The organism is Trinickia symbiotica, assembly GCF_003028655.1.
Taxonomy (GTDB): domain Bacteria; phylum Pseudomonadota; class Gammaproteobacteria; order Burkholderiales; family Burkholderiaceae; genus Trinickia; species Trinickia symbiotica_A.
The window spans coordinates 543702-557415 of the sequence record NZ_PYUC01000001.1; the positions used below are offsets into that span (position 1 = coordinate 543702).

Sequence of the window (13714 nt, forward strand, 5' to 3'; positions counted from 1 at the left end):
GAGCGTCCACGCGGCCAGATCGCCAAGCAGCCGCTGGCAGTATACCGACCATTGGCCCGGTGGCATCTTGTTTGATACAGACGTTTTCAATCCGATACAGCCGCCGGCGCCGCGCCTTCCCGCCCTCCGCTCCCTGGAAGCGGATACGGCAGGCACCCATTCATGCGTCGCGCGCATGGCACGTGCCCACGTAGGACATCCGAGCGCATCCCCCAAGCCGCATCCGTGGCCCGCGATTTGCCGTACATGCAATCCGGGTGTCGCTCGCGCAGCCGGTATACTTAGATTCTTTTTGCTTACCCCGTACCCGTTGCCAACCCTCCCATGCTGACGTCCCTAATCGTCCGACTCGTTGACTGGTCGGTGCGCCGCCCGATCTGGGTCGTCGCGCTCGCGTTGGCGCTGGCTGCGGCAAGCGGCGTCTACGTCGCGCGACACTTCCAGATCAATACGGACGTAAGCAAGCTGATCGAGAACGAGCCCCAGTGGGCCGCGCTCGGCGCGGCGCTCGACCGTGCCTTTCCGCAACGCGACCAGACGATCCTCGCCGTCATCGAGGCCCCGGCCCCCGAGCTCGCCGATGCAGCGGCCGATGCGCTCGCCGCCGGTCTTAAAACGCCCGTTTACGCAAGTGAGATCGGCGACGTCACTCAGCCCGCCGGCGGCCCGCTCTTCGAGCACAACGGTTTGCTTTTCCTGTCGACGCGCGAGGTGGCCGGCACGACGTCGCAACTGGCGACCGCAAAGCCGCTCATCAACGCCCTCGCTCACGATCCCAGCTTGACGGGGCTTGCCACGACGCTTTCGACGATGCTCGGCTTGCCGTTGCAATCAGGGCAAGTCGCACTGCCGAGCCTCGCGACGCTATTCTCGCGCAGCGCCGATACCGTCGACGCGGTGCTGGCGGGCAAGCCGGCGGCGTTCTCATGGCGCGCGCTCGTCGACGCCGACGCGGCCCGCCAGCCCGCACGCGCGTTCGTCACCGTCACTCCGGTGCTCCACTACGGAGCGTTGCAGGCAGGCGCAAAGGCGTCGGCGGCGATCCGCGCCGCCGCCATCTCGCTCGACTTGCAAAAGCGGTTTGGCGCGGTGGTCCGGCTGACCGGACAGCAGCCGCTCGCCGACGAGGAATTTGCCTCCGTCGAAGACGGAGCGGCCGTGAACGGCATCATTACGCTGGTGGTCGTGCTCGCGATCCTCTGGCTCGCGCTGCGCTCGATGCGCATCATCGGCGCGGTTTTCGTCACGCTTGCCGTGGGGCTGCCGATAACGACGGCGCTCGGGCTCCTGATGGTCGGCTCGCTGAACATGATTTCGGTCGCGTTCATGGTGCTCTTCATCGGGCTCGGCGCGGACTTCGCGATCCAGTACGGCGTCAAATACCGCGAAGAGCATTTTCGCGATGCGCGGCTCGATCATGCGCTCGTCGGCGCGGTGCACTCGATGGGCCTGCCCCTGACGCTCGCGGCCGCGGCCGTCGCAACGAGCTTCTTTTCATTCCTGCCGACGGCCTACCGCGGCGTCTCCGAGCTCGGGCTCATCGCCGGCGTCGGCATGATCGTGGCTTACTTGAGCACGATGACGGTGCTTCCAGCGTTGCTGAAATTGCTCGCGCCTCCCGGCGAGCCGGCGAGTCCCGGCTTTCCGCGGCTCGCACCCATCGACGATTTTCTTCAGGCGCACCGCAAGCCGATATTGATCGGCACGCTGGCTGTCATCGTCTGCGGGCTGCCCCTGCTTACGCATCTGCAGTTCGACTTCAACCCGTTGCATCTGAAGGACCCGACGACGGAATCGATGGCTACGTTGCTTTCGCTGAAGGATTCGCCGGAGGCGGGCGTCAACGATGTGGTCGTGCTCGCGCCGTCGCTTACCGCCGCCGATGCCACGGCGCAGCGTCTCGCCCGGCTACCGGAGGTGGGCAGCGCCACGACACTGTCGACGTTTATTCCCGCCGATCAGCCCGAGAAGCTCGCGTCGATCAAGCAGGCCGCCGATGCGCTGCTGCCCGCGCTGACACAGCCGACTGCCCCGCCGGCCACGGACGCTCAACGCGTCGCCGCGCTGAAGCGCGCGTCGAACCTGCTCGAATACGCGGCGGAGGATCATCCGGGGCCGGGCGCGAGCGAGGCGCGACGCCTGTCGGCATCGATTTCAAAATTGGCCTCGGCAGCTCCCGCGGCGCGCGACCGTGCCGAGGCGGCGTTCTCGACGCCGCTCCGACTCGCGCTGCGGCAACTGACGATGCTCCTGCAGCCGGCCACGATTACGCGTGAAGCACTGCCGCCCGGATTGGTTCGCCAATGGGTCGCGCCAAGCGGCGCGGCGCTCGTCCAGATTGCGCCGCGCGTGCCGCCCGGCGTCGATCCCAACGACGACGCAATGTTGCGCCGCTTCGCCAACGCGGTGAAACACGCGGATCCGGCAGCGATCGGCGGGACGATCTCGATCCTCTATTCGGCGCGCGTCATCATCAAGGCATTCCTTCAGGCCGCCGTGCTCGCCGTGATCTCGATCACGGTCTTGCTGTGGCTTGCGCTCGGCCGCTTCGGCGACGTGCTGCGAACGATGATTCCGCTGCTGGCCTCGGCCCTCGTCACACTCGAGCTTTGCGTGGTATTCGGCATGCCGCTCAATTTCGCCAATATCATCGCACTGCCTTTGATGCTCGGCGTCGGCGTAGCATTCAAGGTGTATTTCGTGATGGCATGGCGAGCCGGTCAGACAAGCCTGCTTTCGTCCAGTCTCACTCACGCAGTGCTGTTCAGTGCCGCAACGACGGCAACCGCGTTCGGCAGTCTTTGGCTCTCGCATCATCCGGGCACCGCCAGCATGGGACGGCTGCTCGCACTCGCGCTTTCATGCACGCTCGTCGGTGCGGTCGTGTTTCAGCCGATATTGATGGGCAAGCCGCGCAAAGCACAAGCGCCCCGCAAAGAACTAGAAGGAATCGATAGATAAGATGCGAACCTTTGCTGCCACTCTCGCAGCCGCGGCAATACTCGCGGGCTGCGCAACAAGTCCGAACCGCACGCCGGGGGACCCGCTCGAGCCGATGAACCGCGCGATCTTCAGGTTCAACGACGCCGTGGACCACGCTGTTGCGATACCGGTTGCGAAGGGCTATCAGAAAGTGACGCCGCACCCGTTGCGCACGGCGATCAGCAACTTCTTCTCGAATCTCGGCGATCTCAGCAATATCGCCAACGAGTTGCTGCAGCTGAAGATCACCGATGCGACGTCGGACATGATCCGCTTCTCGATGAACACGGTGTTCGGCATCGGCGGCCTCATCGATTTCGCGACGCTTGCGAGACTGCCCAAGCACCATCAGGACTTCGGGCTCACCCTCGGGCGCTGGGGCGTGCCTTCAGGGCCTTACCTCGTGCTGCCGGTTTTCGGACCGAGCACATTCCGGGACGGCGTCGGGCTCGCCGTCGATGTCCGCTTCAATCCGCTGAACTATGCGGAGCCGTCCACGCGCACGCAGCTCTACGTCCTTCAATTCGTCAGCGCGCGCTCCGACCTGCTCGGGGCGACGAACATCCTCGAGCAAGCGGCGCTCGACAAATACTCGTTCGTCCGAGACGCCTACTTGCAGCAGCGGCGCTCGCGCTTGGGCGCCGAGACGGGCACGGCACCTGCGCTGCCAAATTATGGCGACGAAGAAAGCTCGGGCGCGGCGCCGGCGGCGCCCGCGAGCGGAAGCGAGCCGGCGACGACCACGCCCACCAGCCCTCCGGTGCCGACGGCACCCCTGCCCGCTCCGGCGCCTGCTACGCCTGCTACGCCGGCCGCGCCGGCAAGCTCGGCCGCCGGCAAGTAGACCTGTCGCGGGCCTATGCCGGCAATCCGAACGCGCGGCCCAGTACGCGTCGCGCGCCGGTGAGCGCCGCGCGAGCAGCGCTCGCGTCCGCCGCGAGCTGAATCATCGCGGCGAGCTGCCAGGGCGCCTTCAGAAGCTCTGTGAGGATTGGCATCAGCGCAGTCGTGCCGTCGTCGCGCAGACCGGCCGTTGCTGCGCTCGGCAACGAGCGCCAGGCGGGATCGACGATGGCCCGGCAGGCCACGAACGGCAGGCCGCGCGCCTCGGCCATCGCAGCGGCGATATGTGATTCCATGTCGACCGCAAGCGCTCCCGCGTCGCGATGCAATGCGGCCTTTTGCTCGACGGTGACGAGTGGAGCCGTCACGGCAGCGAGCGTACCGAACCGGACACGCGGCGCAAGCGGCGACGCGGCGAGCGCCGCGGCGATCCGCGCGCTCCACGACGAATCCGTGCGCGCGCGGCCAAACGGACCTTCAATTGAGTCGGCGATGATCAGTGTTCCGGGCTTCAGGTCGGCGCCGAGTCCGCCCGCCGTCCCGAAGCTCACGACGCCCGAGGCGCCGCGCGCCAGCGCCTCGGCAAGCGCATCCTCGAGCAAATCGGCGCGGGCGGCGAATACCGCCTCGACACCTTCGCCGCGCGCGATGCGAGCTTCGAAAGCCATGCCCGTGACCGCGACGACCGGTGCCGTCGCCCTCTGCCCCATCGTCACATGCCGACCGCAACGCGCGTCTCACCATCGCGCATCATGTTTCGATAGCGAGCGAGCGCCCATAGCGGGAAGAACTTTCGATAGCCGTGATAGCGCAAATAGAAGACGCGCGGAAAGCCCGTTGCCGTAAATCGCGTCTCGTCCCATAGCCCATGCGCGCACTGTGTGCGCGTCAGATAGGCGATGCCGCGCTCGATGGCCGGATGATCGACGATTCCGCACGCCATCAGGCCGAGCACAGCCCAGGCCGTTTGCGACGCGGTGCTCGGCGCGCGCTCGTATCCGCGGTAGTCGAGCTTGTAGCTCGCACCGTCCTCGCCCCAGCCGCCATCGTCGTTCTGTATGGAAATCAGCCACTGCGCGGCGCGGCGGATCCGCGGATCGTCATGCGGCATCCCGACCGCATTCAACGCGCACAGGACCGACCAGGTGCCATAGATGTAGTTCATCCCCCAACGCCCATACCAGCTACCGTCGGTCTCCTGCTCGTTGAGCAGATAGTCGTACGCGCGACGAGCCGGCTCGCTATTGCCGGGCAGTTCGCCGAGTTGCGCGAGCATCGAAAGGCAGCGGCCGGAGACGTCGGCCGTCGGCGGATCGAGCAACGCGCCGTGGTCGGAGAACGGAATGTTGTTGAGGTGGTAATGCGTGTTTTCGGGCTCGAATGCGCCCCATCCGCCATCGCTGCTTTGCATGCCGACGATCCATTCGCGCGCGCGCGCAATCGCCTCGCGATCGACGTTCGAGCCCGTGAGTCGAGCCGCGCGGTCCATCGCCATCGCAACGACGGCCGTATCGTCGACGTCGGGGTAATGGGGGTTCGCATACTGAAACGCCCAACCGCCGGGACGCACGTCGGGGCGACGCGAAATCCAGTCGCCGCGGACGTCGAGGATCTGCAGCGGGCGCAGCCATTGAAGCCCCCTGCCGGCAGCCTGCTCCGCGCGCGGCAAGCGCGTTTCGAGCAGCGCATGAGCCGCCAACGACGTATCCCAGACGGGCGAGAGGCACGGCTGGCAATAGGCTTCCTCGTCGCCCACCACGAGCAGCTTGTCGATCGATGCGCGCGCGATCGCGCGGTTCGGATGGTTGGGCGCGTAACCGAGCGTGTCGTACATCATCACGGAGTTCGCCATCGCCGGAAAGATCGCGCCGAGCCCGTCTTCACCGTTCAGGCGCTCATCGACAAAGGCGACGGCGGCCTCGATCGCGCGCTCGCGCGTCGCCTTCGGAAAGAGGCCGTCGACCGCGCGCAGCACGATATCCGCGACGCGAAAAAGCGCGAACCAACCGCGGCTTTGATGCGGCGCGCGCGGCAGCATTCTCGTCTCGGAAGGCTTGCCCACGAATAACTCGTCGATGCGCACCCCGCGCGGATTCCTCGCCACGGGGCGCCGTGCATTAAGCACCAGCAGCGGCACGATGACCGTGCGCGCCCAATAGGACACCTTGGACAGATGGAACGGAAACCATGCCGGCAACAGCGTGATTTCGACGGGCATCATCGGCACGGCCCGCCACGGAATGATCCCGTAGAGCGCAAGCAGAATCCGCGTGAATACGTTGGCGGCTTCGGCGCCGCCGGCCTCGATGATCGCGCGGCGGGCGCGCACCATATGCTCGGCATTCTCGGAATCGCCGATCATCTTCAGCGCGAAGTACGCCTTGACGCTCGCGCTCACATCGAGCGCTCCATCCGTGAAAAGCGGCCAGCCGCCACCGGGCAGCTGAATGCGGCGCAGGTAGCGGCCGATTTTCTGCTCGAGCTCGACATTGGGCGACTCACCGAGATAATGGACGAGCAGCACGTATTCGGCTGGGATCGTCGAATCGGCCTCGAGCTCGTATACCCAGTGTCCATCGGGACGTTGCGCGGCGAGAATGGCATCGGTCGCGCGAGCGATGGACGCGTCCAGCGCGGCGCCCGTCGCATGGGATTCGTTCGTGTCGGAAGCCGCCGCGAGAGCGGCGGAAGGTGCGGAGAAATCGTTCATTTTTTTTGCTGGGCTCAGAAGAGCGCATAGCGCGCGACGATCCACAAAAGGCGCGCGCGCGGCTTGGGCGTAGGTGTGCGAGGCAGATCGAACCCGCGTTCGAGCGTGCGCTCGAGCAGACACCGATAAACGCCCGACATGATGCGAGGCGCGCGCACGGCCTTTCTGGGCGCGGCGTCCATGATCGCGTCAGCTTCGCGGAAATGGTTCATCGCCCGCTCGGCAAGCGTCGCGCAAACGCGCGGCAACGAGGGATCGTCCGCGATCGTCACCGGGTTCGTCGCGGCAATGCCTTCGCGGGCAAGCAACTCGCGCGGCAGATAGGAACGGTTGATCGCCGCGTCTTCGTCGATATCGCGCAGAATATTCGTCAACTGCAGGGCCCGGCCGAGATGATGGGCGAGCCGAGTTCCCGGCTCTTCCTCCATCCCGAAGATTCTCACCGATAGGCGGCCCGCCGAACTCGCGACGCGATCGCAATACAAGTCGAGCGTCGCTTCGTCCGGCGCGCAGATATCCTCGGCCACGTCCATCGCCATTCCATCGATCATGGCGTGAAAATCTTCACGTTTCAGATCGAACGTGCGGATATGACGAGCAAGGGCCGCAAGCGCCGGCCGTGGCGCGCCGCCATAGCAAGCGTCGATGTCCTCGCGCCAGCGGTCGAGCGCCGCGCTGCGCTCGGCGCGTGGCGCATCGCTGTCGGCAATGTCGTCCACGGCTCGGCAAAACGCGTAGATCTGAAACATCGCGTCGCGTTGAGCCGCCGGCAATATGCGCATTGCCAGATAGAACGAGCTGCCGGAAGTCACGGCGGCAGCGTCGATATCGGGTTCGTCTGCGACGGGATTTGAAACGGACAAAGCGAACTCCGCTGTGGCGCCCATAGTGGGCGAATGAAAATCGATACTCTCCAGGCGGCGTGCCGCAAGCGCGCCGCATCGACTCGCCGCGCCCGTTTTCCCGGGCGCGGTCCGCCGGCGGCGCCGGAAACCGGCAAAAGTATAGCAATCTTTTAATCGGTGCCACAGCAAGGGCCGCGCCAGCCGTCAAGCGTCAGGCGCAAAGCGCGAACTGCGGCGATGCGAAAGGCGGAAAACGCGAGGCGCGTCAGGTCAGCGCGACGCAGCGATTGCGTCCTTGACGCTTGGCGCTGTAGAGGGCGGCGTCCGCCTCGTTGATGAGCACCTCATAGGTCGGCAGACCGATCCGGGCGGCCGCGCAGCCGACGCTCGCCGTCACGGGCACGCGTACCCCCTCGGCTTCGACAGGCGTATCGCCGATCGTCATGCGGATCTTCTCGGCAACGACCATGGCATCGGCAAGCGGCGTGCAAGGCAGCAGCAGCGCGAATTCCTCGCCGCCGAAGCGGCCGAAGATATCTTGCACGCGAACCGCCTCGGCCACGCGCTGCGCCATGACGCGCAGGACGGTATCGCCGACCGCATGGCCGAAACGATCGTTGATGTTCTTGAAGTGATCGAGATCGAAAAGGAGCACCGACAATTCGCCGCCGTAACGTTCCCAGCGCGAGAACTCGTCGCGCAGGCGCGCTTCGAAATACCGCCGGTTGGCGATGCCCGTCAGGCCGTCGCGGTTCGCGTATTCGCGCAGCTTCACGACGGCTTCCTCGCGCTCGCGCTGCACGACGCTCACGTGCGTCACATCGGAGATCGTCACGCAGACGGCGATGACGTCTCGCTCGCGCGTGAGCGGCATGAACGTGCAATCCTGCTGCATGAAGTCGACGCCGCCCGTGATGGGCCTGTCGTGATCGAACTTGAACAGGTAAGGCCGCTGCTCCCACGAGCTGAACGCGAAGCTGCCGAGCTGAAAGACACTCTCGACCTTGCGCGTGAGCCAGACGCGCGGCAACTCGGGAAAGCTTTCGAAGATTGACTTGCCGACGACCTGCTGCGCGGTCAGTCCGCTGTGGTCCTGCATGAAGCGATTCCACATCAAGACCTTCATCGAGCGGTCGAGCACGAAAATGCCGAAGCCGACCCGTTCGAGCACCAAATCACTGAGAGACTGATCCATCGACTGATTCATAAGCTCGACAACAGCGCGTTGAGCGCTTCATGCACGCGGCGGATCGAATCCTCGGCCATCAGCATCACGAGATGCGCGCGGAACGTCTGGTCCTCGAGCGCGAAGTTGACTTCGAGCAAGAGCGCCAATTTCCACGCCAGAACATCCGCCTGAAAAACGTCTTCGAGCGCGATCTTCTCGCCGAGCAGTCCCGGCGCGGAAAAGATCGGCGTACGGTCGAGCTGGTTCATGATGCACGACACGCAGGCGCCGGTGAGGACGTTGGCGACATCGAACATCAACTCGGTCTGGCTCACGGATTCGTAAGCCGAATGGATGTACGGATCGTTGACGAGCGAGCAGAGATTGCCGACGCCGCTGCTGCGGCAGATGACGAGCGCTTCGCCCTTGATGTCCGACCGAAAACCTTGTCGCACGGCGGTGACGGTTTCGTCGATACCCGTCATCTCGCGCAGTGCCTGAGCCGCTTCTTCGACACGCACGACGCGCACCCGCGGCACCGACAGCTCGATGAACGTATCGAGCAAACGGGCGAGCCGTGTCGCGGCCTGCCCCATCGCCAGGTTGGCAATTTCCTGCAAGGCGTCGCGCTGGTCTTCGGTCAGGACGTGATCACGCATACAACCCGTACTCCTTGAGGATGGGCAGCAATGCCTCGGTAGTCACGGGCTTGGCGACGAAGGCGGCGGCGCCGAGGGCGCGCACACGCTCTTGCGCGAGGGGTTGGATGTCGGCTGATACGACGATCACGAAGGTATTGAGATCCTCATGTTGCAGCGCCTCGAGAACCTGATAGCCGTTCATGTCAGGCATCGTCAAATCGAGGAACATCACTGAGGCCCTACCGGCGCGATACAACGCGAGCGCCTCTCGTCCGTTCGACGCATATGCGACGTCGACGTCCCAGTCCTGCGGCAAGGCTTTCGTCAAAACCTTGCGAGCAAGCAGGGAGTCATCGGCGATCACAATCGGCAAAGGCATGGCAAGCGTGACGAAGAACGAAACAATCTATGCCGAGTTAACGGCGGCCCGAAACCCTTTCTTTAGCGAGAAGCGAGCTTGTGTCGACAGACCACGGCCGCTTTGGAAGCGGTCGCCCTCAAGGTGCATCAGGGGACAGACGCAAGGCGCGGCGCGCGCATCGTCTCGTCGCGAAGCTTGGGCTTCACAGTGCGCACGAGACTCGTGGGCGCATCTTTCGCGTAGAAGTGAAGCAAAATTCTGTTGGCAAACAGGCGAAAAATCAACTCCTCGATTTTCCGTCGAGAGATAGGACATCATTCCATCTTGAGATATGAGGAAAGAAAAACGGTTTCGTTGCGCAAAACTTAGAATATTGTTCTTTTGTGTACGTTTGCGCTTCAGATTTCGTCGCTGTTTTGCGTCGACATATGAGCACGGCGACAAAACCGGGGCCATTTCACGCGGTGCGGCTTCGGGGGAACCCCGCCTCAAGCGGAGGGACAAGTCGCTTATGATGGTGCCTGCCCACCGTACCCTCATTGGACCAGAATCGACATGACGCGCCACCGGGTGGACAGGCCCACAGAGAACGACGCTCCCGCCAGCTGGCACGAAGAGCCGTCGTATCCGGCCGTACCGGAACCCGATTTCGGCGTGCGCCGCGCGACGTTGATCGCACTGTTGGCCGCGGCGATCGTGCTGCCTTTCATCTATGCGGCGACGATGGCCTACTCGGATTTTCGAGCGCGCGTTGCCGCCGCGTCCGACGTGACCGTGCGCACCGTGCGCATTGCCGACGAGCATGCGCTGAAGGTGTTCGACCTGAACGAAACGCTGAACGCGCGTGTCGACGATCTCGTGCGCGGCCTCGACGACAGTCGCATACGTGCTCGTGAAGCCGATATCCACGAGAAGCTGCAGGCGATCGGCGGCGGCTACCCGCAGGTTGCGTCGATTTCGATTTTCGGCGCCGGGGGCATGCTTCTCGCGAACAGCCGCTACTTTCCCGCGCCGCACGCCTCGATCGCCGACCGGGAGGATTTCATCGGAATTCGCGGGGGCCGGATACTTGAGCACGTTTCAAGGACGATGACATGGCACGCCGGCGCCGGCGAAGCTATCTTCAACACGGGGGCCGCCCGGCGCAAGGCGGACGGTTCGTTCGCCGGCCTCATTTCCGTCGCGCTGCGGCGCTCGTATTTCGAGTCGTTCTATCGTGAGCTGCTCGGTCAGGAAAGCCGCGCCATGACCATTTCGCTGATGCGCGCGGACGGCGCCGTGCTCGCCTCGTACCCGCCGCGGCCCGGCGGCGAGCAAGCGCTGCCATCCGCATTGTCGTCAGCGCTCGCGGCCAATGCGACCGCCGGCGTGCTGCGCATCGGCTCTTCGCCCGAAACGGGACGCGGCGAAATCCTCGCCTATCGGCGCGTCGGCTCGTATCCGGTTTACGTCTCGTGCGCGTACAGCGGGGCCGTCATCTGGGGAGACTGGTATCGCCGGGCGACGGTGCTCGTCGTCTCATTGTTCGCGCCGTCGATCGTGCTCTGGGTGGTGCTCGCATTGTCGTTGAAGCGCCTCGCCGCCGAACAGCAAGCCTGGTCGCGCTGGCAGGTGGAGGCTTCGATGCGCCGCTCGATCGAAACGGCGTACCGGCAGTCGCGCAAGATGGAAGCGCTCGGCAACCTCGTCGGCAGCGTTGCGCACGACTTCAATAACCTGTTGATGATCATCGCGACGAACATCCAGATCGCGCGTCGGCGCGGCGCGTCGAATTTGGAGCGCGAACTCGGCGCCGTCGAGCGCGCCGTAAAAAGCGGGCAGTCGCTGACACGTCAGTTGCTGGGCGTTGCGCGCAAGCAGCCGCTGCGCAACGAGACGATCGATCTCGCCCGCTGGATCTCGGCAAGCCGGGAGCTCCTGAACGCTTCGCTCGGCGCGAAGGCCAGCCTCGTCCTCGACGTGGGGCCGGACGTATGGCCCATCGAAGTCGACATCGCGGAGCTCGAGCTCGCCCTCATCAACATCGCCGTCAATGCGCGCGACGCGATGCCCAATGGCGGACGATTCACCCTTCGCGCAAACAACGTCAAGCTCGAGCGAGAGAGCGGCTTCGCACTGGCCGGCGAATTCGTTCAGATCTCGTTGGAAGATACCGGCGCGGGCATGCCGCCCGACGTGCTCGCGCATGCATTCGAACCGCTTTACACCACAAAGGCGAAGGGCATGGGGACGGGCCTCGGTTTGCCGCAGGTCTACGCTTTCTGCGAACGCTCGGGGGGACTGGCCACGATCGAAAGCAAGCTCGGCGAAGGCACGGCGGTGCGACTTTACCTGCCCCGCACGAGCGCCGAGCCTTCCGAAGCGCCAGCGGTCGAGCGCAAGCCTGAATCGATCGCGATGACGAGCGGCTTGCGTGTACTGCTCGTCGAGGACAACGAGGAGGTCGCCGCCGGCACGGAAGCGCTGCTGCGAATGATGGGCCACGAAGTCAATTGCGCGTACAACGCCGACGCGGCGATACCTCTGCTCTTCGACACGGCGCCGCCCCGGTTCGATGTCGTCATCTCGGACATCCATATGCCCGGCGCGAAGAACGGCATCGATCTGGCCGAGGCCGCGCAAGCCCTCACGACGCCGCTGCCCGTGATCCTCATCACCGGTTATGCGCAGGAATTGGAGCGCGCGAGGAATGTCAAGGTGCGCGTGCTGTCAAAACCTTTTGACATCGCATTGCTGGAGACGATGCTCGAGGGAGTTCAGCGAGAACGCGAGCAACGCGCGCAGGCGGCGGGCAGGACGAGTTGACAAAAGCCGGCGCGCGACTTGCAGCGCAGCCAGACGAAGCAGAACGAAAGTAAGGGGAGGAGCATCATGCAACACACGGTTATCGCATTTTTCGATACGTACGATGAAGCCGAACGGGCACGGGACATGCTTATCGCCGCGGGGCTCACGGCCGAGTCGATTTCGCTGCAGACGCGGTGCGAGCCGACCTATGCGACCGACGCGACGATGGGCGCCGGAACGGCACGTGAGGACGAGGGGCTGCTCGCGAGCATCGAGCGGTTCTTCGAATCTCTGTTTACGACGCAGCCGCCCCGGCATGAAACCGCGCAATACGCGGAGGCTATAAGGCGCGGCGCTGTCATGCTGAGCGTCGATGCGGCGACCGATGCGCATTGCCAGCTCGCGAAGACCACGCTCGAGCGGACGAGCCCCATCGACATCGAGGAACGGGCGGCGACCTGGTCCGCTCCGAGCGAGCAAGCGCTGCATGAGCGCTCGCCGCTCGAAGAGCTAGGCCTTCGCCGGAGTGCTCCGAAGGCGCAACCGGGCGGACCGGTGCGCAGCTTCGCCCACACTAGCGCGGAGCCGGCACGGCGGAAAGCGCCAGAGGAACCTCCGCTCGTGCCGCCCAAGTCGGTTCCCGACGAATACCTCCAAGACGAAGAGGAATTCGAGGACAAAGCCCATCGCAACGAAAGCAACCGCCCGTGACGCGGCTCTCGTCGGGCGATTGCTCATTTTCCCGGTGCGGCGGGAAGCCAGGCACGAGGATTGACTGCCCTCACTGCTTGGCGACGTGCCGCTTGATCCAGGCCTCGTAGCGGCCAATGAAGCCTTGCAGGAACTTGCGCGTGTCTTCGTTCGCGATGGCGCCCTGCTCGTCGAAGAAGCCGTCGCTGTACTTGAGGAAAATTTCGGGTTGACCGAGCGCCGGCACGTCGAGGTATGCCAGCACGTTGCGCAGATGTTGCTGAGCCAGTGCGGTGCCCGTCGCGCCCACTGAAATGCCGCAGACGCCGGCCGGCTTGTCCTTCCACGAGTTCGTGCCCCACGGCCGCGACCCCCAATCGAGCGCATTCTTCAAAACGCCCGGCATCGACCGGTTGTACTCGGGCGTGACAAAAAGCAGCCCGTCCGCGCTTTCGATTTCTTGCTTGAATTTTCGCGCGACGTCGGGGAAGTCGGGATCATAGTCCTGGCTGTAAAGAGGCAATACGCCGATATCGAGGAACGAGAAGTTGAAGTCCGCGCTCGCAAGCTTTGTCAGGGCGTGCGCCAGTTGCTTGTTGTACGAGTCGCGGCGCAGGCTGCCGACGACGACTTCGATTTGATAGGCCATTGCTGTCGCTCCTATTCGCTGAGAACTGTTTGACGACA

At 64.4% G+C, this 13714-nt stretch carries 11 protein-coding genes; 4 read left to right on the forward strand and 7 right to left on the reverse strand.

All coding sequences use genetic code 11. The features are described from left to right. Positions 1-324 precede the first annotated feature (324 nt). The gene (locus tag C9I57_RS02400) at positions 325-2961 is read left to right on the forward strand and encodes an MMPL family transporter (protein WP_107149022.1); all 2637 of its coding nucleotides are present in this window, start codon (positions 325-327) and stop codon (positions 2959-2961) included. A gap of 1 nt (position 2962) precedes the next feature. Continuing rightward, positions 2963-3826 carry an MlaA family lipoprotein gene (locus C9I57_RS02405; RefSeq protein WP_107149023.1) on the forward strand — a complete coding sequence of 288 codons (864 nt, stop codon included), beginning with the start codon at positions 2963-2965 and terminating at the stop codon, positions 3824-3826. Between the two features lie 13 nt (positions 3827-3839). Here C9I57_RS02405 and C9I57_RS02410 read toward each other — a convergent pair whose 3' ends face one another. From C9I57_RS02410 to C9I57_RS02440, 6 genes are all read right to left on the reverse strand, one after another. Further along, positions 3840-4535, reverse strand: coding sequence for a phosphorylase (locus tag C9I57_RS02410; protein ID WP_107149024.1), 696 nt, complete (start codon positions 4533-4535; stop codon positions 3840-3842). Between the two features lie 2 nt (positions 4536-4537). Then, a complete protein-coding gene (gene shc / locus C9I57_RS02415; protein ID WP_107149025.1) occupies positions 4538-6535 on the reverse strand; it encodes a squalene--hopene cyclase in 1998 nt (665 codons plus the stop codon). 14 nt (positions 6536-6549) lie between these two features. Continuing rightward, on the reverse strand, positions 6550-7398 hold the full coding sequence (hpnD, locus tag C9I57_RS02420) for a presqualene diphosphate synthase HpnD (protein WP_107149258.1): 849 nt from the start codon (positions 7396-7398) through the stop codon (positions 6550-6552). A gap of 247 nt (positions 7399-7645) precedes the next feature. Then, positions 7646-8587, reverse strand: coding sequence for a sensor domain-containing diguanylate cyclase (locus C9I57_RS02430; RefSeq protein WP_107149027.1), 942 nt, complete (start codon positions 8585-8587; stop codon positions 7646-7648). Next, positions 8584-9207 (reverse strand): chemotaxis protein CheC, encoded by a 624-nt coding sequence (locus tag C9I57_RS02435; RefSeq protein ID WP_107149028.1) that lies wholly within the window; start codon positions 9205-9207, stop codon positions 8584-8586. The genes C9I57_RS02430 and C9I57_RS02435 overlap by 4 nt, the downstream gene beginning before the upstream one ends. After that, positions 9200-9568 (reverse strand): response regulator, encoded by a 369-nt coding sequence (locus tag C9I57_RS02440; RefSeq protein ID WP_107149029.1) that lies wholly within the window; start codon positions 9566-9568, stop codon positions 9200-9202. Before C9I57_RS02440 ends, C9I57_RS02435 begins: the two co-directional genes overlap by 8 nt. A gap of 537 nt (positions 9569-10105) precedes the next feature. Between C9I57_RS02440 and C9I57_RS02445 the strand changes: the two genes are divergently transcribed. After that, positions 10106-12355: a hybrid sensor histidine kinase/response regulator gene (locus C9I57_RS02445; protein WP_107149030.1), complete on the forward strand. Its 2250-nt coding sequence runs from the start codon at positions 10106-10108 to the stop codon at positions 12353-12355. Positions 12356-12421: 66 nt separating this feature from the next. Next, positions 12422-13048, forward strand: coding sequence for a hypothetical protein (locus C9I57_RS02450; RefSeq protein ID WP_107149031.1), 627 nt, complete (start codon positions 12422-12424; stop codon positions 13046-13048). A 70-nt stretch (positions 13049-13118) separates the two neighbouring features. Here the strand turns inward: C9I57_RS02450 and C9I57_RS02455 are convergent, their stop codons facing one another. Continuing rightward, positions 13119-13676, reverse strand: a complete 558-nt coding sequence (locus C9I57_RS02455; protein ID WP_107149032.1) for an NADPH-dependent FMN reductase — start codon at positions 13674-13676, stop codon at positions 13119-13121. Positions 13677-13714: the final 38 nt, after the last annotated feature.

Coding starts and splice junctions, on each gene's coding strand:
- C9I57_RS02435 (WP_107149028.1), bottom strand. CDS start 9,207: ATGCGTGATCACGTCCTGACCGAAGACCAGCGCGACGCCTTGCAGGAA.
- C9I57_RS02400 (WP_107149022.1), top strand. CDS start 325: ATGCTGACGTCCCTAATCGTCCGACTCGTTGACTGGTCGGTGCGCCGC.
- C9I57_RS02450 (WP_107149031.1), top strand. CDS start 12,422: ATGCAACACACGGTTATCGCATTTTTCGATACGTACGATGAAGCCGAA.
- C9I57_RS02430 (WP_107149027.1), bottom strand. CDS start 8,587: ATGAATCAGTCGATGGATCAGTCTCTCAGTGATTTGGTGCTCGAACGG.
- C9I57_RS02455 (WP_107149032.1), bottom strand. CDS start 13,676: ATGGCCTATCAAATCGAAGTCGTCGTCGGCAGCCTGCGCCGCGACTCG.
- C9I57_RS02405 (WP_107149023.1), top strand. CDS start 2,963: ATGCGAACCTTTGCTGCCACTCTCGCAGCCGCGGCAATACTCGCGGGC.
- C9I57_RS02445 (WP_107149030.1), top strand. CDS start 10,106: ATGACGCGCCACCGGGTGGACAGGCCCACAGAGAACGACGCTCCCGCC.
- C9I57_RS02440 (WP_107149029.1), bottom strand. CDS start 9,568: ATGCCTTTGCCGATTGTGATCGCCGATGACTCCCTGCTTGCTCGCAAG.
- C9I57_RS02410 (WP_107149024.1), bottom strand. CDS start 4,535: ATGGGGCAGAGGGCGACGGCACCGGTCGTCGCGGTCACGGGCATGGCT.
- shc (WP_107149025.1), bottom strand. CDS start 6,535: ATGAACGATTTCTCCGCACCTTCCGCCGCTCTCGCGGCGGCTTCCGAC.